Here is a 22225-nt window from a genome sequence, read left to right as displayed (position 1 = left end):
TTCCTCAAATATCGAGGAACACGGTCTCCCGCTCGCCCTGGAGACGGATATCGAAGGTCAATGTCGACCCCTCCCTCGTCGCGATCAGTGTATCGACACGGTCCCGGTGCTCGATGCGCAAGAGCAGCGGGTCTGCCTGGTTCGCCTCGACCTCCTCGGGAAAATACATGCGCGTGTGCAGGCCGATGTTGATGCCGCGAGCGACAATCCAGACGGTTAGGTGCGGTGCCATCTTTCGTCCGTCCTTGAACGGGACGACACCTGGCTTGACGGTTTCGAAGGTGAAGACGCCATCCTCCGCGCGGGTTGCGCACCGGCCCCAACCGGTAAAGTTCGGATCGGCAGTGCCGCGCATTTCCGAGGGGCTGTTGTAGAGGCCGGCGCTGTCGGCCTGCCAGATTTCGATGACGGCATCGCGCACCAGCGCGCCCGCACCGTCGAACACGCGGCCTGTCACCGTGATGCGCTCGCCGAGCGTCTTGTCGTTGACCATGACCGTGCCGAGGTCGGTGTCGTAGACCCCTTCGATCGCACAGAAGTTGGGGGTGAGCCCGATGTGAACGTAAGGGCCCGCCGTCTGCGACGGCGTTTCCTTGAGGTAGCCGAGTTCCTGTACCATCAGTTTCCCTCCGGGCGGTTTTCGAACATCGTCGAGCGGCGTCCGCGCAGCACGATGTCGAACTTGTAGGCGCGAGCGTCCATCGGGATCGTGTTGCCCCAGTCGAGCGGCGCAATCAACTGCTCGATGGCGCGCTTGTCGGGGATGGTGCCCACGATCGGACATTTCCAGATCATCGGATCCCCCTCGAAATACATCTGGGTGATCAGGCGCTGGGCAAAGCCGTGGCCGAAGATCGAGAAATGGATATGGGCCGGCCGCCAGTCATTGACCCCATTCGGCCACGGATAGGCGCCGGGGCGAACGGTCCTGAAGGCATAGCGCCCCTCGTCGTCCGTTACACAGCGCCCGCAACCGCCAAAGTTCGGGTCGATCGCGGCAAGGTAGGTTTCCTTCTTGTGTCGGTAACGGCCGCCGGCGTTGGCCTGCCAGAACTCGACGAGGGCACCCGGTACCGGGCGCGCGCGCTCATCGAGGACACGGCCGTGGACGACGATACGCTCGCCGATCGCACTTTCACCCGGCCGGGCATAGTTGTGGATCAGATCGTTGTCGAGCTCGCCGATCATCGATTGCCCGAAGACCGGGCCAGTTATCTCGGAGATCGTTCCTTCGAGCGACAGGAGCGCGCGCTGCGGCGAGCGCAGGACGGAGGTCTTGTAGCCCGGCGTGAGGGCTGGTGCATGCCAAGCCCGGTCACGGGCAAAGAAGGCGCCTGTTTCCGGCTTGCGATTGGTGAGGTCGGACATCCCTTAAGCCTTTCGGACTGCCGTTCCGGCGTCCATCTGTTCGAACACGTGCTTGGCAATCTTGATCGCGTGATTGGCGGCCGGGACACCGGCGTAGATCGCCACATGCAGCAGCGCCTCGCAAATATCGTCGCGCGATGCGCCGGTGTTTTCGGTGGCACGCACATGCATCGCCACCTCGTCGTCCTGACCGAGTGCTGCAAGCAGAGCGATGGTGACGATCGACCGCTCGCGACGCGACAAGGTCGTGCGCGACCAGACATGTCCCCAGGCAGCTTCCGTGATCAGGTCCTGGAACGGCTTGTCGAATGGAGTAGCGTTTGCCTCGGCCCGGTCGACATGGGCATCACCGAGGACGGCGCGGCGCGTGGCCATCCCCTGCTCAAACCGTTCTGAGGGCTGGTGGGGTTCGTTCATGGGCTCGTTTCTCCATGCAATGCGCTATCGATGAATGCCCGGATCAAGACCGCCAGGGCCTCGGGCTGCTCTACACAGGGGATATGACCGGCGTCGTGAATGACCTCGAAGCGCGCGCCAGGAATGAGTTTTGCAGTCGACTTCACCAGATCAGGCGGAGTTGACCCGTCCTCTTCCCCGACGACACAGAGCGTCGGCACCGTGATCTTTGCCGCAGCATCGGTGTAGTCGGCATCGCGGATGGCCTCGCAGGTGGCGATGTATCCCTCGACGGGCTGGCGAACGAGCATGTTGTGGTAGCCGCGGTAGGCGGTGTTCTCCGGCCGCCTGAAGGCCGGGGTGAACCAGAGCTTCATGACGCCGTCGACGATGCTTTCGATGCCCTTGCTTTTGACCGTCGCAATCCTTGCGTTCCAGCTCTCGGCCGTGCCGATCTTGTGCGCGGTATCGCAAAGGATCAGTCCCTGCACGAGGTCCGGCCGCGTGCTGTAGAGCGCCTGCGCGATCAGTCCGCCGACGGAAAGTCCGCAGATGATCGCCTTCCTGACCGATAGAAGCTCGAGCAGGCCAGCAAGGTCAGAGGCATGGTCTTCGATCGAATAGGGAACCTGGCCAACGTCAGAAAGTCCGTGCCCACGCTTGTCGTAGACAATGATCCCGTAGTCACCGGCCAGGCGCACGATCACATCCCGCCAGATGCGGAAATCGGTGCCGAGCGAATTGGAAAAGACGATGACCGGCTTGTCGGCGGGGCCGCCGATCAGCTGGTAGTGGATCGCGATGTCGTTGATGCGGGCAAACTGCACGGCTTTCTCCTCCCTACGGCAATCCCGGGCAAGCCGCGGGTCGACTTGATGGAGGATCTGCGCGGGCCCGGGATCAAATTGGATGTTTAATCTGGTTAGGTAAAATGATATTTCATGGCATTCCGATAACCCACAAGTTATGAGAACCATGATCGACAACCGGGTCAAGTTTCGTCATCTGCAGACATTTGTCGAGGTCGCGCGCCAGAAAAGCGTCATGAAGGCGGCTGATCTCCTGAATGTCAGCCAACCCGCTGTGACGAAGACGATCCGCGAACTGGAAGAGGTGCTGGGCGTTGCCGTTTTCGAGCGCGATGGTCGCGGCATCAGGATCACCCGTTACGGCGATGTGTTTCTCAGGCATGCGGGCGCAGCACTGACCGCGCTTCGCCAGGGTCTCGATTCGGTCAGTCAGGAACGCTTCGGGGAAGCGCCGCCAATCCGCATTGGGGCACTGCCAACAGTGTCGACGCGCATCATGCCGCGAGCGATGGAGCTGTTTCTCAAGGAAAACACCTGGAGCCGCATCAAGATCGTCACGGGCGAGAATGCGGTTCTTCTCGAGCAGCTGCGCGTGGGCGACCTTGACCTTGTCGTCGGCCGGCTTGCCGGGGCCGAGAAAATGGCCGGGTTTTCCTTCGAGCATCTCTATTCGGAAAAGGTGGTATTCGCCGTTCGGGCGGGTCATCCGCTGCTGAAGACCAGACAATCGCTGTTTTCGAGCCTCAGCGAGTACACGGTGCTGATGCCGACGCGGGCATCAATCATCCGCCCCTTCGTCGAAAGCTTCCTGATCGCCAACGGAGTCGCCAGCCTGCCGAACCAGATCGAAACGGTTTCGGATTCCTTCGGGCGCGCCTTCGTGCGCACGAGCGATGCCATCTGGATCATTTCGACGGGCGTCGTTGCCACCGACATTGCCGATGGCCTGCTTTCGGTCCTGCCGATCGATACGAGCGAGACGCAAGGGCCGGTCGGACTGACAATGCGTACCGATGAAATCCCCTCACTGCCGCTGTCGATCCTGATGCATACCATCCGTGAAGCGGCAACCGAGGCAACCGCAGCCTAGCCGGCCTATTCCCTGGAATGACCGCGTGTTATCGTGACACGCGTGCAACTGCGCCGGGGAGCCAGACGATGGGAAGTGCAGCCGCATTACATGGGACATGGCGAATGATTTCCTGGACGCGTCGGGCCGTCGCGACTGGAATGGTCACGAATGCGATGGGACCGGATCCGGTCGGCTATCTCTCCTACCATCCGGATGGGAGGGTGATGGCTGTCGTGGTTAGCCGCGAGCGGCCGGCGATCAAGGGAGAGGTGCCTACTGACGCGGAAAAGGTTGCGCTGTTCGATTCCATGCTCGCCTACGCCGGCACCTACACCTTCGAGAACGGACGCGTCGTGCACCATGTCGATGCAAGCTGGAACCCCGCCTGGGGCGTTAGCGACCTGATCCGTCCGTTTTCCATCGACGGCAACAGGCTGAAGATCAGCGGCGCCCCCGGGGTCGATCCGAAGACTGGCGAGGAAGTTGTCTACGAACTTGAGTTCCGCAAGGTATGATCTCGGATCCGAATGAAGTTCATCTTCAGAACTGAACACCATTCGCGCTCAGACGCTGCGATGGATAAACTGCTGTTTGCGCAGAAGAAGGCTGATGACATCCTTGGCATGATCCAGGCCGGGGCAGCACTCGTTCCGCTTTCAATGCAATAAGACCGATCCCGCTGTCGTACTATCGGCACAGCCCGTGGAACACCGACTCCAATGGCTAAGGACCCGCGACGGGAAAGAGAGACGCTTCCCAAACGGCACTCAGTTGATCCTGGTTGAAATTTTGTTTTCCTAAAGCAACTGCGCAGTGCAGGGCATCGCCGACCGCTCATTCAGTCGCGCATCTGGCCCTGTTACCGGGGCGAGCAGCGGTGGGACGCATTTACCACCGCCGCTCTCCATGCACCCTTCCGTGGATGTCGGAAGGGATCTAGTAGGGAAGGCCGACGTAGTTTTCCGCAAGCGCAGTCGCTGCTGCTCTCGAATGCGTCAGATAGTCGAGTTCGGCTTCCTGAATCCTTTGGTCGAAGTTACCGGCGTCGGGAAACCGGTGCATCATTGTTGTCATCCACCAGGAGAACCGTACCGCCTTCCACACCCGAGCAAGCGCTCGCTGGGAATAGGCGTCGATGCCTGCGTTCGAACGATCCTGGTAGTGTTCGAGGAGGCCCGAGAAGAGATAATGCACGTCGCTCGCGGCGAGATTGAGACCTTTTGCACCGGTCGGCGGAACGATGTGGGCGGCATCGCCGACCAGGAACATTCGGCCGAAACGCATCGGCTCGGCAACGAAGGAACGCAGCGGCGCGATCGACTTTTCGAATGAGGGCGCCGTCTGAAGTGCCTCTGCATGGTGTACTGGGAGCCGACGACGAAGCTCGTCCCAGAACCTGTCATCGCTCCAGTCTTCAATCCTCTCGGTCAGCGCACACTGGATGTAATAGCGGCTGCGGTGCGTTGAGCGCATCGAACAAAGCGCAAAGCCTCTGGCATGGTTGGCGTAGATCAGTTCGTGGCTGACGGGGGCAACCTCGGCCAGTATTCCAAGCCAGCCGAAGGGATAGACCTTCTCGACCGTGCGCAGCGATCGCTCCGGCGCCGCCTTGCGGCTGACGCCGTGGAAGCCATCGCAGCCGGCGATGAAATCGCAGTCGATCCGATGAGAACTGCCGTCCTTCTCGTAGGTCAGGTAAGGGCTGGCGCCATCGAAATCATGCAGGAGGACATTCGCTGTCTCGTAGATTGTCACAGCCCCACTTGCCTCGCGTCGCTCCATCAGGTCGCGGGTCAGTTCGGTCTGACCGTAGACCATGACCTTCTTGCCGCCGGTCAGGGCAGATAGATCGATGCGGTGATCGCGTCCGTCGAAGGCAAGGGAGAATCCTTCATGCGGAAGGCCTTCAGCGTGGATGCGGGCGCCGGCCTTCGCCTGGTCGATCAGGCCGACGGTTCCTTCTTCCAATACCCCGGCGCGAACGCGGCCCAGAATGTAGTCTTTTCCGACGCGGTCCACGATGACGTTGTCGATGCCGGCCTCGGTCAAAAGCTGCCCGAGAAGAAGGCCAGACGGGCCCGAGCCGATGATGGCGACCTTCGTGCGCATGCTCTCCTCCCGCACTTGCCTTTGGTCAAATTTTGACGATGCAAGGCGCGGTCAGCAATGGACAATTCCATCATCAGATTGCACAGTTCGAACATGCTGAGGGAGGCGGCCGGGATGGTGCGGAATATTCCGACATATGAGCTGTACGGCGAAATGGCCGCCGGAAAGCCGGATTTCTGGCTGCATTGCGAGACCATCGTCTCTCGCAGCAGTCTGCATCACTTTGAAATTCGACCGCATCGCCACGACAGTTTCTTTCAGATCCTGTACATTGCCGGCGGTACGGGAGAAGCGATGTTCCAGAGCCTCTGGCACCCGATCAGGCCGCGATCGGTCATCACGGTTCCCCCTGGCGTCGATCATGGCTTCCGGTTCTCAAGGGATATCGACGGTTTCGTCATCACGGTTTTGAACTCGCATCTGAAGGCGATCCCGGGCGACCGCAGCCGGCTCGGTGCATGGATGGCATTGCCGCATCTGACTTCGCTTGATCCGGATGACGAGGATGCCGGGCATATCGCCGCCTGCCTGATGCGGCTCGGGCATGAATTCCCGCATCGGCGGGCCGGGCGCAACGATCTCCTGGAATCCTATCTGACATCGGCCCTGCTTCTGACGGCACGACTTTCTTCCAAAGTCCGGGAAGACGATACTGCTGCCAGCGAGAACGAGCGACGTATCGAGGCGCTTCAAGACCTCATCCACCGGCATTTTCGATCGCATGAACCGGCTGCCTTCTATGCCAGGGCAATCGGAATTTCGCCGACGCACCTGAACCGCATCGTGCGCGCTGCGACCGGCCTTGGCCCTCACGAACTGATCGCGCGCAAGCTTCTCGATGAGGCGAAGCGCGAACTCGTCTTCACCTCGGGCAACGTGCAGGAGATCGCCTATCGGCTTGGCTTCTCCGATCCTGCCTATTTCTCGCGGTTCTTTCTGAAGGAGACCGGCAGGACCCCGCGCGCCTGGCGCATAGCGGAACGCGCAAGGCTCGGGGTCTAGCGCAGCACCAGGCGCAGCGCCTGTTGGGTCTCCTTCAGCAGCGGCAGATACAGTGCCGGCATGTCGGCGGCCGGCACGTGGGCGGCCGGAGCTCCGATATTGATGGCGGCGACGGTCTGGCCCCCGTTATTCTCGACAGGCACCGCAATCGAGCAAAGTCCGATCTCCAGCTCCTGGTCGATCACGGCGTAGCCCTGTTCGCGTACGCGCCGGAACTCGGCAACCAACTCCTCGATATCGGTCTTGGTATTCTTCGTATTCGCCTTGAGCTCGGTGCGGGAAAGGATTGCCCTTGCCTCCGTCTCCGGCAGTGCCGCAAGCAGGACCCGGCCCATCGACGCACAGTAGGCGGGCAGGCGGCTGCCGGGGGTCAGGTTGATCGACATGACACGACGCTGGGAAGCGCGCGCGATATAGACAACCTCGGTATTTTCGAGGACGGATGCAGAGGCGCTCTGGCCTGCCTTTTCGGACAATTGGTCAAGATGCGGCTGGATCAGAACGGGCAAGGGAGTCGCCGAAAGATACGCATGCCCGAGCCTCAATATCTTTGGCGTCAGAGCAAAGAACTTGCCGTCATAGTCCGCATAGCCGAGTTGGGCGAGCGTCAGCAATGACCGCCTCACCGTGGCGCGGTCGAACCCGGTCAGCTTTGAGGCCTCCGCAATCGACAGGCGCTGGCGCGTCTCCTCAAAGGCCTCGATCACCTTTAGTCCCCGTGCGAACCCGCTGACAAAGTCGGTCTCTCTCATGGCGTCCTCCGTTCACTTCAATTTGTGCGATATACGAACAAATGTCAAATAGCGCACAAAAACATTTGACGGTTGCCGTCGCAGGGCGCTTATTGACCCGCATTCAAGAGCTCACTGCGGGAGGCCATATGGCGAAGATCGTATCGTTGAAGGAAGCTGTCGCCGACAATGTCAGGGATGGCGACACCGTCGCCATGGAGGGCTTCACCCACCTTATTCCCTACGCGGCCGGCCACGAAGTAATCCGTCAGGGCAAGAAGGATCTCTTCCTGATCCGGATGACACCCGATATCATTTATGACCAGCTAATCGGTGTAGGTGCTGCGCGCGGCATGAAATTTTCCTGGGGCGGCAACCCCGGCGTCGGCTCCCTGCACCGCTTTCGCGATGCGGTGGAGAACCAGTGGCCCCGGCCGCTTGAAATCGAAGAGCATAGTCATGCCGCGATGGCCAACGCCTATGAGGCTGGTGCCGCAAACCTTCCGTTTGCGACGTTCCGTGGCTACCTCGGCGCCGATCTTCCGAAAGTCAATCCCAACATCAGGTCCGTGACATGCCCCTTCACGGGCGAGGTGCTTGCCGCCGTTCCAGCCATTCGGCCCGATGTCACGATCATCCATGCGCTTCGCGCCGATCGTAAGGGCAATGTCCTCCTGGAAGGCATCGTCGGCGTCCAGAAGGAAGCAGTCCTTGCCGCCCGACGCTCGATCGTGACGGTCGAGGAAATCGTCGACGAGCTCGACCCGCCGTCGCCGAACTCCGTCGTGCTGCCTAGCTGGGCTGTCACGTCAGTTGCCCATGTGCCGGGGGGAGCATTTCCGTCCTATGCGCAAGGCTACTACGCCCGCTCGAATGCTTTCTACATCGCATGGGACGCGATCGCGCGTGAACGCGATGCCTTCCTGACATGGATTGATGAAAATGTCCTGCGGGCAAGTCCTGACGATTTTGCCAAGCATGCGACGAAGGTTGCGTAAGGAGACCCGGGATGAGTGACTTTACCCCCACTGAGATGATGACCATTGCCGCAGCCCGCGCGCTCACAAACGACGACGTATGCTTTGTAGGCATCGGCGCGCCGTCCGCCGCCTGCAATGTCGCCCGCCTGACGCATGCCCCTGACATCACCTTGATCTACGAGAGCGGCACGGTTGGCACCAAGCCCGACGTTTTGCCGCTTTCGATCGGCGATGGCGAGCTCTGCGACACCGCGCTGTTTACCGTCTCCGTGCCGGAGATGTTTCGCTACTGGCTGCAGGGCGGCCGCATCACGACAGGCTTTCTCGGCGGCGCGCAGATCGACAGGTTCGCCAATCTGAACACCACTGTTGTCGGTCCCTACGATCATCCGAAGGTCCGGTTGCCAGGCGGCGGTGGCGCACCCGAAATTGCCAGCAATTGCGGGCAGATATTCATCACCATGGCGCTTTCCAAGCGTGGTTTCGTCGAGAAGCTCCCCTTCATCACCTCCATGGGCCATGGCGAGGGCGGCAATCACCGCGAGCGTCTGGGGATGAAGACAAAAGGACCGACCCGGGTCATTACCGATCTCTGCATCCTCGAGCCGGATCCGGTGACGAGGGAGCTCACCGTCGTCTCTATCCATCACGGCGTCACTCGCGAACAGATCACCGACAATTGCGGCTGGGCAATCCGCTTCGCAGATCAGGTAATCGAAACGCCTGTGCCGACAGAGACGGAACTCGCAACGCTCCGCGACATCAATACACGTACCAAGAAGGCCCACCAGGGCAACAAGGAGGCCGCATAAATGGCTGACGCTTTCATTTGTGACTACATCAGGACGCCAATCGGCCGCTTCGGCGGCTCCCTGTCATCGGTTCGCGCCGACGATCTCGGGGCGGCGCCACTGAAGGCACTCACCGAGCGCAACCGGGACGTCGACTGGGAAGCGGTTGACGACGTGATTTTCGGGTGTGCCAACCAGGCGGGTGAGGACAACCGCAATGTCGCCCGCATGTCGATATTGCTCTCAGGCCTTCCCATGTCCGTGTCAGGGACCACCATCAACCGGCTCTGCGGCTCGGGCATGGACGCTGTAATCGCCGCCGCCCGGGCGATCCGCGCCGGCGAGGCAGACCTCATGATTGCTGGAGGCGTCGAAAGCATGTCGCGCGCGCCGTTCGTCATGCCGAAGGCTGAGACGGCTTTCTCACGCAACGCCGAGATCTATGACACGACGATTGGCTGGCGTTTCGTCAATCCGCTGATGAAACAGCAATATGGCGTCGATTCCATGCCGGAGACCGGCGAGAATGTCGCTGCCGACTACAAAGTCTCGCGCGAAGACCAGGACACCTTCGCTGTCCGCAGCCAGGCCAAGGCCGCCGCCGCACAGGCCAGCGGTCGGCTCGCAACAGAAATCACCTCCTTGACCATCCCGCAGCGCAAGGGCGATCCCATTGTCGTCGGCAAGGACGAGCATCCGCGGGCAACCACGATGGAGGCACTCGCGAAACTCTCCACGCCCTTCAGAAAGGAAGGCGGAACGGTCACTGCAGGAAACAGCTCCGGCGTTAATGACGGCGCCGCCGCTCTCTTGATCGCCAGCGAGGCTGCCGCGAAAAGATACGGACTGAGACCGATCGCACGAATTCTCGGGGGAGCCGCCGCCGGCGTCCCACCGCGCATCATGGGCATTGGTCCTGTGCCTGCATCCCAGAAGTTGATGGCCCGTCTTCACATGAAGCAGGACCAGTTCGACGTCATCGAACTCAACGAAGCCTTCGCGTCGCAAGGCCTTGCCGTGCTCCGGGAACTGGGGATTGCCGATGATGATCCTCGTGTGAACCGCAATGGCGGGGCGATCGCTCTCGGCCATCCGCTCGGCATGACCGGTGCGCGCATTACCGGCACTGCCGCGCTGGAACTCAAGGAAACCGGCGGACGCTACTCGCTGTCCACAATGTGCATCGGCGTCGGCCAAGGCATTGCGATCGCTCTCGAGCGCGTCTAAGCCCATCGAAACCGGGAACCGGCGTCGAACAGGCGCCGGTCACCAAATCCTCAGTGCCGCATCAAGGCATCAGCTGGCCACCGTTGACCTCGATGATCTGGCCCGTCACGTAGCCTGACAGTGTTGGCGATGCGAGGAAGAGGTAAGCGCCGACGCAGTCCTCCGGCGCCCCAACGAAGCCCATCGGTATCGACTTCCGCTGCAACTCCATCTGTTCGTCATTGGTGTATCGCTCGTGAAAGGGGGTAGCGATAACCCCAGGAGCGACGGCATTGACGCGAATGCGATCCGGGACGAATTCCTTGGCCTGTCCGCGGGTAATGGTCGAAACGAAGCCCTTTGATGCGGCATAGAGCACCGCGCCATTGCCACCGCCGTTGCGTGCCGCGATCGAAGTCGTGTTGATAATGAAGCCACCCTGCTTCTTCAGCCACGGGTGGGCCGCGCGTGTCGCGGCGAGAACCGAACGGGCATTCAGATCCATGACTTTCTCATAGTGTTCGTCGGTATACTCGGAGGTTGGTTTGCGGCCGAGCATACCGCCGGCATTGTTCACCAGCCCATCGAGATGGCCGAAGGTCCTCGCGGTCTCCTCGACAACGCGCTCCGTTTCGCCCTCTTTCGACACGTCGCCGTGCACGAGGTGCACCGTGCCGCCAGTCGCCCGGATTTCCTCCGCGAGCGCTTCGGCCGGTTCCCGGCTTGCGTTGTAATGAATGCCAACCTTCATCTCCTGGGCGGCAAAGGCGCGCGAAAGCGCAGCACCTATGCCGGTCGACGCACCGGTGATCAGCACGGCCCTGCCGGCGAGGTCCGGGATCTTGATGGATGCAAGCAATTGAGCAAGGTTTGCCATGGCAGCGATAGCCTCCGAACATGAAGGGATTGATTTGGCGAGTGGGGACGAGCTTAACAGCCGGAGGCTGACCGGAGCAATGCCGATCCTGTTACGGTGTCGTGTCGAGCTCAGGGTAGTGCCGGAAGATCCCATCCTCATTGAAGGCAAGCCTTCGCTTTGAGCCCAGGTAGGCGGCAATCTTGGGGCGGACGGCGACGGCGTCGTGCAAGGCAATCAGGCCGGGATAGTCACCGTCTTGAGCCTTCATCGCCTTTGGGAAGGCATAGCGAAGACCCTCGATCACCTGGAACAGAGACAGGTCGACATAACTCAATGCATCGCCAACAATGTAGCGCGATCCCCCGGGATTCTGTTGCAGCACCTGTTCGAAATACCCGAGGAACTTTGGAATCCGTTCGCCGATGAAGGCTTTCGTGCGGGCTTTTGCCGCATCCTTCTGATCTTCATAATAGAGTGAGGTCGCGATCGGGTGGTGGGTATCATGCACTTCCGCCACGAGATCGGTGATCGTGAGCTGCAGGCCGTTCACAATGTAACGCAACGTTTCATTGTCAGGGACAAGGCCAAGCTTCGGGCCGAGATAGAAGAGAATGTTGGCGACATGCGAGACGATCAGGTCGCCATCCCTTAGGAACGGGGGCGCGAACGGAATGTGCGGCTCGCTCTTGCTCTTCATCAGTTCCAGCATGGCGCCTGTGCCCATGCCCCGGCCGGACTGGCGTGCAACATCGACATAATCGACGCCGGCTTCTTCCAGCGCCAGGCGAACGAACTCGCCCCGTCCTTGAATTCCGTCCCAGTAGTAAAGTTCATAGGCCATCGATCCCCTCCCGGTAGCCATTCCAGTCTGGATCAATCAGTGATGCGAATGGTGCTCGTTGCGCTTGCGCGTTGCGGCTGCCTTTTTCGCGGATGCGGAGCGCTCAGCTGCCGACCGCGATGCGGAGGCGGCGCCCCCCTTGCGTCCACCCTTCTCGGATGACTCGTGGGTATCCTTCTTGCCGCGACCGGATCCCGATTTGTTGCCGCCACCGCTTTCCTTGTTAACAGTCGCCCAGGCCCGACGTTCGGCTTCCTTGGTGGAGACGCCGCGGTCCTCGTAGCCTTCCTCGATATGCTCGGCCTTGCGCTTTTGCTTGTCCGTGTAAGCGGATTTGTCGCCTTGTGGCATGATTGCCTCCATGTCTTGAACGAACAGGCAACTTGCTGGCACACGAAAAGTTCCAGTCATTTGCTGGGGTCGTCAAACCGACGCCCCTTCCCGGGGTAGCAGGCTACTTGCGATAATATTTGCGGGAAACAGCGATCATCTTGCTGAGGGTGATGAGCCCGAATGGAGCGGAACGCGTCGCGGGGAAGAACAGCGCGACCATGTTGTCGATCGCATAAACAAGGACAAGAGCCAACGCGAGATAGGCGATAGTTGCCACGATGAGTGCGGTCATCTCGGCCTCACATGGGCGCCACGAGGAGGTAGCAACTCGCTACGGCGAGGGAAAGGAGGATAACGTCGAAATAGCTTCTGCTCATGGCGAATACTCCAGTTGCCGCTATGAACAGCGGAACTGGATTTTGGTTCCATCGCGGAAGGCTGCCTCAGCAGATTTTTTGCGAGGTCGGAACAGTACGCACTCATCTGTGGTCTTTCCCTCAAAAGGCGCTGCGCGCGCCTCCCCGAAAAATCAATAGAGCAGAAGCAATGCAATCATGTGACGAAGGCGTCACGCATGACGCCTTCTCTATCTGAAGTCAAAGGGTTAGGCCGATTTACCGTTGGCAGCCTTTTTCGTTGTCGCGGGCTTTGTGACACTGCGGGTGGCTGGAGCCGTTTTTGGGGGGGAGACCGTGCGCTTGCGCGTCTTGACCTCCTTGCCGTCGACCGAAGCCGCCGATCCTTCGAGCGAAAGCCGCTCTGACCGGGCCTGTTCCCAATGAGCGACTTCTCGCCCCGCGGGGTGCCCTTCCTCTTCCCAAAGCGCATAGGCGCGCTTTCTGATCCACTCGTCCCGAGTTTCCGTCATCGCCGATCTCCAGTCAGGGTAAAGCCCGTTGCGTAACTAGATCCTAATATTCAAAGTTCCAGACCACGACGAATGTTTCAAGCTTTTTTTGACACACTGCAAAAAGAAATTGCGCATTGCAGCATCAGGCCGGCTATTTGACCATGCTGTAACCGGATCCACCAACATTTGGTCGCCGCCCCGAGCCGTAAATCTCCCCATTGGCGCCGGATTGAACGTTGCCGCTTAAGCGTTATAGTTCAGCTCAATGTTTTATCTCATATCGACCTACTGGCCTCATATTCTATTCATTGTTTCGCTGGCCATGGGTGCAGCGGCAGCGATCCATGCCGCAATGACCAAGGAGGAGGTCAGGGCCGCAATCGGCTGGGTCGGCGTCATCATCCTTTCGCCAATCGTTGGCGCTGTTCTCTACGCCATCGCCGGTATTAACCGGATCCGACGGGCGTCGCTCAGCCTCCGGCGTGATGCGCTCATCCCGGAAGCGGACCTCGACGAACTGGAGAGCTTCGACGCCGATACCGAGATCGTCATCAGCGGCTTCGGGCGTCGTTTTGCTGCCCTGCAGACGCTCGGCGACAGGGTTGCCCGTATTCCACTCGCGACTGGCAACACGATCGACATGCTCGAGACGGGCGACGATTGCTATGCAGCCATGAAAACCGCGATGGAGGCTGCGGAGCGAAGCATTCTTCTGGAGACCTATATTTTTGATCGCGACCCGATCGGATTGAGGATTGCCGACGCGCTCATCGCCGCCGTCAGGCGCGGCGTGGAGGTCCGCGTCCTGATCGATGCCGTAGGCGCCCGCTATTCCGTGCCAAGCATCCTCGGCTACCTTGCCGATGGCGGCGTGACCGTCTCGGTATTCAATGGCAACGTGATCATGGGCTTGCGCCTGCCCTATGCGAACCTGCGCACTCACCGCAAGATCCTGATCGTCGATGGGCGTATCGCCTTGACAGGGGGCATGAACATACGGGCCGGGTTCACCCGCGAAATGACGGGGGACGATTTCGCCCGCGACACCCATTTCAGCGTAACCGGACCTGTTGTCGCCGATCTCTTCAACGTCGCAGCCGAAGACTGGCGCTTCACGACGGGCGAAATCCTTGAGGGGCAAGCGTGGCGCACCGCAATGCCTGAGAGAAACCCGGGCGACCCGGTCTTCATGCGGGTGGTGGCATCGGGTCCTGACAGAAGCGTCGAGACGAACCACAAGATGCTGATGGGCGCCTTCTCGATCGCCCGAAAATCGATCCGCATCATGTCTCCCTACTTCCTGCCAGACCGGGAACTGATCAGCGCGCTGGCGACTGCGGCGCGGCGCGGCGTGGAGGTCGACATCGTGGTTCCCTCGGTCAACAACCTCGTCCTTGTCGACCGGGCAATGACGGCACAGTTCGACCAGATCCTCAGCAGCTATTGCCGGATCTGGCGCTCGAGCGGAGCATTCAGCCACTCCAAGCTTCTGTCGATCGACGGGGTCTGGTCCTATGTCGGATCCTCGAACCTCGACCCGAGATCGCTGCGATTGAATTTCGAGATCGACCTCGAGGTGCTGAACGAAGGCTTTGCCAACGAGATCGATGAGCACATCGATGAGGCCATCAAATCGGCGTCTCCAGTGACGCTGGAGGGACTGCGATCACGCCCGTTCCTGGTCCGGCTGCTTGAGAAGGTGCTTTGGCTGGGCTCGCCATATTTGTAGCAAATTTCTGGGGTGAAAACGGTGGCAACTTGAGGTGCCGGGCCTATAATCCCGACAGAGTCCTTCGATCAACGGAGCCCATGCGAAACTCCGATGCATGCCAGAAACGACAGTCTGCCCGCCAATATTCTTGCCTCGATCCGCAATCGAAAAAAGCGGCTCGATGCAGCGCATCTGGAGCAGAAACCCCGGTCCGATGGCACGCTGATTGCCTCCTACAACGTCCACAAGTGCATCGGAAACGACCGTCGTTTCGACCCCGAGCGCACCAGCCGCGTGATCCACGAAATCGATGCCGACGTCATCGCGTTGCAAGAAGCAGATACCCGGTTTGGTGAGAGGACAGGTATCCTGGATCTTGGCCGGCTTGAGCGGGAAACAGGACTGATACCGGTCCCCATCAGCGGTATGGCCAAGGCTCACGGCTGGCATGGCAACGTCGTTCTCTTCAAGAGGGGATTGGTGCGGGATGTCCACCAGATCAACCTGCCGGGGCTGGAGCCGCGCGGTGCCCTTGTTGCCGAACTCGATCTGGAAAACGGCGGAGCCTTGCGGATCATCGCGGCGCATTTCGGCCTGCTACGCCACTCGCGGGCCCAGCAGGCCAAGACGCTTGTCCAGCTGATGGCCGACAAAAGAGAGGTCCCAACCATCCTGCTCGGCGATCTCAACGAATGGCGGCTTGGCGACCGATCGTCGCTGCACACATTTCAGTCGGCCTTCGGACCACAGCCGACGGCCGTGCCGAGCTTTCCCGCGCGACTTCCGGTCCTGGCACTTGATCGGATCATGGCAAACCGAAGGGGTGTTGTGACAGCCGTCGAGGCGCATGATACGCCGCTTGCTCGGGTCGCTTCAGATCATCTGCCCATCAAGGCCGTGGTCAATCTCAAACGTGTTGAGGAGCTCACCGCGAAAGGTTGAGCACCTTCCTGAGCCCGTTCGCAAACTCGTCGTGCCGGAACGAGCCATCCCCTTTACCTCTGCGATGACTTGACACTGCCTGATGCCGTGGCAGGCTCTGCCCATCTCGAGATAGCTTTGATAGGGAGCTGGATGGTGCTGCAATTGGCCGGGGGTTCGCAGGACAAAGACGCCTCGAGGCGCTTGGCACCGATTTCAAAAATTACCTTGATGACGTGGCTAGCCGCATGTCTGATCGTCGGGATCTCATCAAGCGCAGCGATGGCCGCGGGTCCAACTCCACAGACTGAGGGATCCAAGGAACAGGTCCGCAAGCTCGTCGACACCATCAAGAAATACTACGCTGACGCCGACAGTCTTCGCGACCGCCGTCGGGCCTTCGAAGATCTCATGGAATCCACCCCCGAGCCAACACGAGTGCAAATCAGATCGGTAGATGTCGGCGGTGTCGATGCACAGCTTATCTGGCCAGCAAGGCTGCATCATCCGCTCGGGCGGCGCGCCATCCTCTATCTTCACGGTGGCGGCTTCTATAGCGGTTCATTGCGCACACACCGTGCGATCGCTGGGTCGCTCGCGAAGGCGGCTTCAGCGGACGTTCTTCTGGTCGACTATCGCCTCGCGCCCGATAGCCCTTATCCCGCCCAGATCGACGACGCACTTAGTGCTTACAGATGGCTTCTCGATTCCGGCTATGAGAGCGGCAACATCGTCATCGTCGGCGATTCCGCCGGCGGAAATCTTGCGATCGAAGCCACGCTGCGGCAAATGCGGGTGAGCGGACAGCTACCCGCTGCAGTGGTTGCGATGAGCCCGATCACCGATCTCGTGGCCACAGCTGCGTCCTTGGCAGCAAACAATACCGATCCACTCATCGGCAAAGATCAACTTACATTGATCCGGAACGCCTATCTCGGCACCCGCTCACCCAGCGATCCCCTTATATCGCCGCTATATGCGGACATGACGGGATTTCCCCCACTTTTGTTGCAGGTTGGATCTGGTGACGCCCTTCTGGACGATACCTTGCGTCTAGCTGACAGAGCGAAGACGGCCGGCGTGGACGTCAGGACGGAGATCTGGCCAGGCATGGTTCATCAGTGGCAGTTATTCCCCTCCCTGCTCGATGACGCAAGGAAATCGAACCAACAGATCGCAGACTATGCGATCGAGCATTTCGCGGACAAGCCCAAGTAATAGGCAGCGGGCTCAGGCTTCTCGTAAACTCCATCAGTTTTTTCAAAAGTCCTACGCGGCCGATAGAATTCGCTCTCGCACGGGTACGCAGGCCGCTTCTATCTACACGCTGCGACCATGCGAATGCAGATGCATAAATCGGACGACTTTCACGCAGGTCGGCAAATAGCATCGTTTTTTAAGATCCTGCTTTCGAGACTAGCCTGGGCGTCCCCACGGGTTTTGAGTGCTGAACAATCGGGAAACAAATCCCCAAATCCATCTGACCGTCACCAATGAGCCCTGCAAACAGCCTTGCCTAAATTAGAGAGCGCCGTTGCGGCAACGAAGGAAGGCGCCAACGTGCCGCGGCAACTGTGAAAAACGCACTGCTCTGGCGACGGGCCGGACGGTCGCCGACCTCCTGAAAGAGCCAACTACACCTAAGCCACCATCGCGATTTGCATCGCTTTCCTCGCCCTGGCCGGGTGCGCCAACACCGCGTACGGCTTGAAACAAGATGGAGTCCAAACAAGCCACGCGCTCGACGACGCATCACACCAGGTGTTGTCGGCTGGCGCCAAGAGGTAACCGTCTTTCAATTAGGCGGCTGGAGCACCGAACCCGATATGCGACATGTCTACCGATTTTGATAGAGTCGGGTCCGAGTTTCGTTGCCGCGCCAGCGTGTCGTGCATCACCAAAGATACACGGCAGCTCTGGCAAAGCGTGTCCGGTGGCATCGCTAGCTTGGCGGGACAGCCGATATCGGCGGCCCCGATGGTCCAGCTTATTTCGGACCTGATCATTTCGGAGAGGGGATCGTGGCCGCCTCCAGCGCCAGCGACGTCAGGTTCCGTAAAATCACCGCCTCACACTTCGCAAGCGATCTTGCAGCATCATCGTTAGCCACCACGGCACTAGGATCAGACTAAAAAGAGTGACCGGTTGCCCGGTCACAGGTGGCGCGGGCCTGTGAGAACTCGACAGCGCGGGCACATGCCGCTGCGCATCATGGCTCTCGAGTAGCCGCCGTTAGCGCCACCGAGGTTCCTTCGATGTCTGACCGATCCGGGCGTTGAAAATTGCAGGGATCGATATCGCGTTACGCCATTGGTGGTAATAGGCCGGCTCTTCCGCCATGCGATCTATTTCATGACATCGCCGAGATTTTCTGTCGTTTGCGTTGTGCTTTCGAATGGTTCGTCTCGAATCGAGCTGGCCGCACCGCGTTTTCTTCCGCGATACACTCGTGAACGCCAGGTTCAGTCCAGTTGCCATCGACTTCAGCTGCTACGGTTTTCCGAGGCACCTCCTTCTCTTGGATAGCAGGATTACGTCACAAGGCCAGATCGATGGTCTGGAGTGAGGGTGATATAGTCAAACAATACTGCAGAAGAGGTCCGAACCATGTATTTCATGAAGCCAGTTCAACCCGTGTTCGCGGCGATCCTTCTCACGACAGTTCTTGCGTTTTCTGCCTCGGCGGGCAATGGGGACGGCAACAGTCAGGGTCAGAACCAACAGGGCGGTGGAGGAAAGACGTTCGGCGCTCCCGGACCGGTCGCCGGCGTCGGTTTGACGTCGCTTGCCCTGGCCGGTGGCTATCTTTGGTTCGCGCGGCGCGCACGGCAAAGCAGGGTGAAAAAGCAGCCGAAATGAGCCGCGCGGCTGTAGATATTCTGCTCAACGCCTCGGGCGCTCCCAATACACATCCACAGGCCTCTCGTGCACTGATTTCTAGGCAGTACTTCTTCGCCGCCCTTGTTTCGATCGGATTTCTGAACGGTATCAGCGAAAAGGCTTATCGGTCAGTGGCCGACAATGGGCTCGCTACGGCCGCGTCTCTGACGTTTGACATCAGCGTCATTCTTTGGGGAGCCTGCGCTGTTGCTTTGATAGCCCTTGTTCGCGCCCCTGGAAACCCACTCCGACGCGGCGACTACGCAATCGGTCTGCTGGCCGGTCTGACTTTCCTCTCGCCGGTCCCGGCAATGAGCTGGTTAGGCCTTTGCCTGATCGCTATCCAATTGCGTTCAACAGCGTCCGACATGATCATGCGTCGGTCAGCAGCATTGGTTTTTGCGCTTACGATTCCCTTGTTCTGGGCGCGTCTCATCTTTGCTGCGTTCAACGACACCATCCTCCACATTGATGCACAGCTTGTCGGCTGGCTGATCGGCACTGCGGCGACCGGCAACGTCGTTGCGTTTTCCGATGGTTCCGGTTCCATGTTCATTGCTCCCGGCTGCTCATCGATGGCCAACCTGTCGCTTGCCGCCGTGAGTGCAACGGTTTTCGTCAACCTTCGCAGTGGCGTGTGGTCAGCTTCCACGCTGGCCTGGACCGCAACGAGCTTGATTGCCGTTGTCGCAATCAACCTGACGCGCATTGGCCTGATCGGTATCTACCCTCAGCAATTCGATCTCTTACACGGTCCAGTCGGGGCGACGGTCGCTGGCTGTCTTACGCTGTTTGCCATCGTCTCCATCGGCTACCACAGGATCGGCCAAGATGCGCCTTATAACCGCTAGTATCGCTTTTCCCATGCTGCTTGCCGCAAGCCTTGGCGGCAAGGGTTTGAGCCTGAAACAAACAAACAGTGCTCCTCCCGGCGACGACGGGGTTATTTCCTATCTGGAAGAGCGTGGCCTGACCGTAAATTCCACGGATGCTCGTTCAGCCACAATTTGGACGTCGGCAACAAGTGGCGCATGCCAGGTGCGATTTACAACCGTCGCTCCGGAAGGCTGGTCCCAGACCATTGTCGCCGAGCAGACTAAGGGCACCGATGATCATCTCACATACGCCTATGATGGCCGGTTCTACGCTCAACAGCCGGTCCTGCGCACCAGATTTGAAAACTATCGCCGGCGGGTCGTACGCTATTTTGGGTTCGTTGAGCCCGATCTTCAAATTCGCGCAATCGCTGTCTCCTCCGCCTGTCCGCCCCAAGTGTTTGGTCCGGATGCCGCGCAACGGCTTTCGCGGTGAATGATCGGCCCTGTATCTGAACCCGACTGGCGAGCGTGAACTACCCTTTGAAATTCAGCTTCCGAGATTGAGCTTCGAGGCACACGAAGGCCGTCGATACGCGGATCCTCATCAGGAACTTGCGCCTTCTGTCAGCGTTGGGATTGGCAATGCAGTAGGAGGAACCATGATTTCCGCAGAGCAGGTTCGTGAACGCATAAAAGTCATACCTGCGGACGGCTCGCATGTCGGCACCGTCGAATATATGGACGGCCCATCCCGCATCACTGACGAAGGGCGCCCTACAGATGGAAACCATCACTTCATTCCCTTGGACCGGGCGACCGTATCGACGCCCTTGTTCATCTGTCGATGAACGCCAATGTCCGCAGCCATGGTCAACGATCAACTAAAGGGAGACGCGAGAGCCGCCTAAGCGGCTCTGCCGCCCGAGGGAATTCATATGAGCGGGAACCTCAAAAAAGGTGACACATCACCTGGAACAAGCCAGGGAAAGACAAAGGGAAAGGTCATCAAGAAGCAAACGTTGCCCACGACGATCAAGGATCACGACCTCAAGCCTTCGCCGTTAAATCCTGAATTCATCGTCGAGAGCCAAAAGTCCGGCAAGCGCGCAGCACATAAGCTCCGGCAGCTACACAAAGACGGCTGCACACCCGTCCATCTTCGGTCTCCATCATTTCTCAACAAACCGCCACGCGTCAGAAGGGCAGCCCCGCAGCCTTGGACAAAGTCACTTCGGTACGTCTCTCGTGTCAATGATATCTGCGCCGCGGACACTCCCGGTCAACTGCGTGGTGTCGCCCGACATGACAACCCCAAAGACGTAGAGCATCACTGCAAGTACTGCGACAAGAGCAAGTACCGAGGCATTCAAAATAGCCGGCGAAGGGAAGGCTTGATTTTTGTCACTCATGTCGCTCTTTCCGTTGCTACGGAAACTCAACGTGCGTTCTCATGGAGCGTTCCCGCCCTAGGACTTAGGTCCGTCTCCAATCTGACTTCAGTTGTACTGATGAGTTGTCGATTCTTGCCAGCCCCTCGGTTCCTTGTTCACCGCTATATTTGAACTGTCCGATAGATCACGGGCCGTTTTCGGCGATTGTCAGTGTTTCGCGACTAGCAGCGCGATCAGCGTCGAAGCGTTAGGGTCGTACACTACGGCTTCTGCCACGACGATCACGTCCGATCCCGTGGCCGCAGAATTGCACCATCAGCGCGCCGAACAAAAACCCCTCGCGATGTGCCGAGTCACCCAACTGGAGAGGAGTGAGCGAGACCAATGTCTGATATCTTCGGCGCGAAGGCGATCAATCGCGTCGATAGCTTCTTCGGCAGACCACCCGGCGCGCACCGCTGCGGCAACGTCTGAAACTCTGGCAGTCAAAGGCACGGCGGAATCCTTTCCTTGACGATTCTTGCAGATTTTCGACGTGAGGAGGCGGTGCCTCGATAGGCATTACGCTGTCAGAAATTGTTTGTTCCAGTCATTTGATAGACTTGCGCACTGTCTTCAGTGACCGGTCAACAGCAGTTCATCTGGTGAGACCCAAAGCTTGAGCGTGCCAAACCTGTCGCCTCCTGGCAATCAGGGCTGAATGCAGGCATGCATCGTCCTTCCGCTCTGACAGCCGCAGGCAAATCCCTCGTCTTCGGATTACGGTCCGGCGATAGCGATGCTCCCGCCGTCCTCTCGAATGCGCTGCTGTCAGTCTGCCGTTCCTGAGGGTCGGCCTTCGTGAGGCCCTTCCTGTACCTCTCCTCCGGTCATGGCCGCGCCTCGCGTCCTGCCCCGGCTGTTGGTCCTGCCAGGCCCCGCGCAGTCCCGCAACAGCTTTGCCGTCCTCCACCTTCGTTTCGGCCCTTCGGGTGCGGATCAGCGCTTGCGAGCCCGGCTGTCGGACCTCCGTAGCAGGTCGCGATGGTCGCGACTTCAAACGGAGGCTCCAACATGAGCAGACAGCCCATTCACCAACGATCCGATCTATACAGCCGCATCACCGACAAGATCATCGCCGAGCTCGAACAGGGCGTGCGACCCTGGATCCAGCCCTG

At 59.5% G+C, this 22225-nt stretch carries 28 protein-coding genes and 1 pseudogene; 17 read left to right on the top strand and 12 right to left on the bottom strand.

Annotation, left to right across the window (positions count from 1 at the left end; translation table 11 throughout):
* Positions 1–4 precede the first annotated feature (4 nt).
* The 4 genes from pcaG to pcaD are packed head-to-tail and all read right to left on the bottom strand — an operon-like array spanning position 5 to position 2591.
* Complete coding sequence (gene pcaG, locus FHT76_RS31180; protein ID WP_183757315.1) at positions 5–619, bottom strand: protocatechuate 3,4-dioxygenase subunit alpha; 615 nt, start codon at positions 617–619, stop codon at positions 5–7.
* Positions 619–1368, bottom strand: coding sequence for a protocatechuate 3,4-dioxygenase subunit beta (gene pcaH / locus FHT76_RS31175; protein ID WP_183757314.1), 750 nt, complete (start codon positions 1366–1368; stop codon positions 619–621). The genes pcaG and pcaH overlap by 1 nt, the downstream gene beginning before the upstream one ends.
* 3 nt (positions 1369–1371) lie before the next feature.
* Positions 1372–1785 (bottom strand): 4-carboxymuconolactone decarboxylase, encoded by a 414-nt coding sequence (gene pcaC / locus FHT76_RS31170; RefSeq protein ID WP_183757313.1) that lies wholly within the window; start codon positions 1783–1785, stop codon positions 1372–1374.
* Positions 1782–2591 (bottom strand): 3-oxoadipate enol-lactonase, encoded by an 810-nt coding sequence (gene pcaD / locus FHT76_RS31165; RefSeq protein WP_183757312.1) that lies wholly within the window; start codon positions 2589–2591, stop codon positions 1782–1784. Before pcaD ends, pcaC begins: the two co-directional genes overlap by 4 nt.
* 148 nt (positions 2592–2739) lie before the next feature.
* On the opposite strand from pcaD, the gene pcaQ reads away from it, so the two are divergent.
* The 3 genes from pcaQ to FHT76_RS31150 all read left to right on the top strand — a co-directional run bounded on the left by pcaQ (position 2740) and on the right by FHT76_RS31150 (position 4313).
* Entirely contained in the window at positions 2740–3663 is a 924-nt protein-coding gene (gene pcaQ / locus FHT76_RS31160; RefSeq protein WP_183757311.1) for a pca operon transcription factor PcaQ, read from the top strand.
* Positions 3664–3731: 68 nt separating this feature from the next.
* Positions 3732–4160 (top strand): lipocalin-like domain-containing protein, encoded by a 429-nt coding sequence (locus FHT76_RS31155; RefSeq protein WP_183757310.1) that lies wholly within the window; start codon positions 3732–3734, stop codon positions 4158–4160.
* A 12-nt stretch (positions 4161–4172) separates the two neighbouring features.
* Positions 4173–4313 (top strand): hypothetical protein, encoded by a 141-nt coding sequence (locus FHT76_RS31150; RefSeq protein WP_183757309.1) that lies wholly within the window; start codon positions 4173–4175, stop codon positions 4311–4313.
* Between the two features lie 268 nt (positions 4314–4581).
* Here FHT76_RS31150 and pobA read toward each other — a convergent pair whose 3' ends face one another.
* On the bottom strand, positions 4582–5754 hold the full coding sequence (gene pobA / locus FHT76_RS31145) for a 4-hydroxybenzoate 3-monooxygenase (protein ID WP_183757308.1): 1173 nt from the start codon (positions 5752–5754) through the stop codon (positions 4582–4584).
* A gap of 114 nt (positions 5755–5868) precedes the next feature.
* On the opposite strand from pobA, the gene FHT76_RS31140 reads away from it, so the two are divergent.
* Positions 5869–6756, top strand: a complete 888-nt coding sequence (locus FHT76_RS31140; protein ID WP_183757398.1) for a helix-turn-helix domain-containing protein — start codon at positions 5869–5871, stop codon at positions 6754–6756.
* Here FHT76_RS31140 and FHT76_RS31135 read toward each other — a convergent pair.
* Entirely contained in the window at positions 6753–7508 is a 756-nt protein-coding gene (locus FHT76_RS31135) for an IclR family transcriptional regulator C-terminal domain-containing protein (protein WP_183757307.1), read from the bottom strand. The genes FHT76_RS31140 and FHT76_RS31135 overlap by 4 nt on opposite strands.
* A gap of 128 nt (positions 7509–7636) precedes the next feature.
* On the opposite strand from FHT76_RS31135, the gene FHT76_RS31130 reads away from it, so the two are divergent.
* From FHT76_RS31130 to pcaF, 3 genes are read left to right on the top strand one after another with little or no spacing between them, the layout of a single operon-like run.
* Positions 7637–8485, top strand: coding sequence for a CoA transferase subunit A (locus FHT76_RS31130; protein ID WP_183757306.1), 849 nt, complete (start codon positions 7637–7639; stop codon positions 8483–8485).
* An 11-nt stretch (positions 8486–8496) separates the two neighbouring features.
* Positions 8497–9279: a CoA-transferase subunit beta gene (locus FHT76_RS31125; protein WP_183757305.1), complete on the top strand. Its 783-nt coding sequence runs from the start codon at positions 8497–8499 to the stop codon at positions 9277–9279.
* Positions 9280–10485 carry a 3-oxoadipyl-CoA thiolase gene (pcaF, locus tag FHT76_RS31120; protein WP_183757304.1) on the top strand — a complete coding sequence of 402 codons (1206 nt, stop codon included), beginning with the start codon at positions 9280–9282 and terminating at the stop codon, positions 10483–10485. It abuts the gene before it with no gap.
* A 61-nt stretch (positions 10486–10546) separates the two neighbouring features.
* Here the strand turns inward: pcaF and FHT76_RS31115 are convergent, their stop codons facing one another.
* The 5 genes from FHT76_RS31115 to FHT76_RS31095 form a co-directional block, all read right to left on the bottom strand.
* Positions 10547–11341 (bottom strand): SDR family NAD(P)-dependent oxidoreductase, encoded by a 795-nt coding sequence (locus FHT76_RS31115; protein ID WP_259186191.1) that lies wholly within the window; start codon positions 11339–11341, stop codon positions 10547–10549.
* Positions 11342–11432: 91 nt separating this feature from the next.
* Positions 11433–12164 (bottom strand): glutathione S-transferase, encoded by a 732-nt coding sequence (locus tag FHT76_RS31110; RefSeq protein ID WP_183757302.1) that lies wholly within the window; start codon positions 12162–12164, stop codon positions 11433–11435.
* A 36-nt stretch (positions 12165–12200) separates the two neighbouring features.
* Complete coding sequence (locus FHT76_RS31105) at positions 12201–12515, bottom strand: plasmid stabilization protein (RefSeq protein ID WP_183864436.1); 315 nt, start codon at positions 12513–12515, stop codon at positions 12201–12203.
* A 103-nt stretch (positions 12516–12618) separates the two neighbouring features.
* Positions 12619–12789 carry a hypothetical protein gene (locus tag FHT76_RS31100; protein WP_183757300.1) on the bottom strand — a complete coding sequence of 57 codons (171 nt, stop codon included), beginning with the start codon at positions 12787–12789 and terminating at the stop codon, positions 12619–12621.
* 312 nt (positions 12790–13101) lie between these two features.
* Entirely contained in the window at positions 13102–13365 is a 264-nt protein-coding gene (locus FHT76_RS31095; RefSeq protein WP_183757299.1) for a DUF2934 domain-containing protein, read from the bottom strand.
* A gap of 247 nt (positions 13366–13612) precedes the next feature.
* On the opposite strand from FHT76_RS31095, the gene FHT76_RS31090 reads away from it, so the two are divergent.
* From FHT76_RS31090 to FHT76_RS31050, 9 genes and pseudogenes are all read left to right on the top strand, one after another.
* Complete coding sequence (locus tag FHT76_RS31090) at positions 13613–15076, top strand: phosphatidylserine/phosphatidylglycerophosphate/cardiolipin synthase family protein (protein WP_259130966.1); 1464 nt, start codon at positions 13613–13615, stop codon at positions 15074–15076.
* Positions 15077–15169: 93 nt separating this feature from the next.
* A complete protein-coding gene (locus FHT76_RS31085; RefSeq protein ID WP_183757297.1) occupies positions 15170–16000 on the top strand; it encodes an endonuclease/exonuclease/phosphatase family protein in 831 nt (276 codons plus the stop codon).
* Positions 16001–16210: 210 nt separating this feature from the next.
* Positions 16211–17197 (top strand): alpha/beta hydrolase, encoded by a 987-nt coding sequence (locus FHT76_RS31080; RefSeq protein ID WP_246712745.1) that lies wholly within the window; start codon positions 16211–16213, stop codon positions 17195–17197.
* 432 nt (positions 17198–17629) lie between these two features.
* Positions 17630–17767: an entericidin gene (locus tag FHT76_RS31075; RefSeq protein WP_259186208.1), complete on the top strand. Its 138-nt coding sequence runs from the start codon at positions 17630–17632 to the stop codon at positions 17765–17767.
* A gap of 819 nt (positions 17768–18586) precedes the next feature.
* Entirely contained in the window at positions 18587–18838 is a 252-nt protein-coding gene (locus FHT76_RS31070; protein WP_259186188.1) for a hypothetical protein, read from the top strand.
* The gene (locus tag FHT76_RS31065) at positions 18835–19710 is read left to right on the top strand and encodes a hypothetical protein (RefSeq protein ID WP_259186186.1); all 876 of its coding nucleotides are present in this window, start codon (positions 18835–18837) and stop codon (positions 19708–19710) included. The genes FHT76_RS31070 and FHT76_RS31065 overlap by 4 nt, the downstream gene beginning before the upstream one ends.
* A 13-nt stretch (positions 19711–19723) precedes the next feature.
* Positions 19724–20170, top strand: a complete 447-nt coding sequence (locus FHT76_RS31060; RefSeq protein WP_259186185.1) for a hypothetical protein — start codon at positions 19724–19726, stop codon at positions 20168–20170.
* 166 nt (positions 20171–20336) lie between these two features.
* Positions 20337–20525 carry a DUF2171 domain-containing protein gene (locus FHT76_RS31055; RefSeq protein ID WP_259186184.1) on the top strand — a complete coding sequence of 63 codons (189 nt, stop codon included), beginning with the start codon at positions 20337–20339 and terminating at the stop codon, positions 20523–20525.
* An 87-nt stretch (positions 20526–20612) separates the two neighbouring features.
* Positions 20613–20813, top strand: a pseudogene (locus tag FHT76_RS31050) (DUF2945 domain-containing protein); the annotation flags it as partial.
* A 90-nt stretch (positions 20814–20903) separates the two neighbouring features.
* Here the strand turns inward: FHT76_RS31050 and FHT76_RS31045 are convergent.
* A complete protein-coding gene (locus tag FHT76_RS31045; RefSeq protein ID WP_183757294.1) occupies positions 20904–21086 on the bottom strand; it encodes a hypothetical protein in 183 nt (60 codons plus the stop codon).
* Positions 21087–22121: 1035 nt separating this feature from the next.
* Between FHT76_RS31045 and FHT76_RS31040 the strand changes: the two genes are divergently transcribed.
* Positions 22122–22225: ArdC-like ssDNA-binding domain-containing protein (locus tag FHT76_RS31040; RefSeq protein WP_183864432.1), on the top strand; the 104-nt coding region annotated here is incomplete at its 3' end.

The sequence above is a fragment of the Rhizobium sp. BK176 genome (assembly GCF_024808055.1).
Note: the sequence above shows the minus strand (reverse complement) of the source record. Positions and strands in the feature narration are given on the sequence as shown.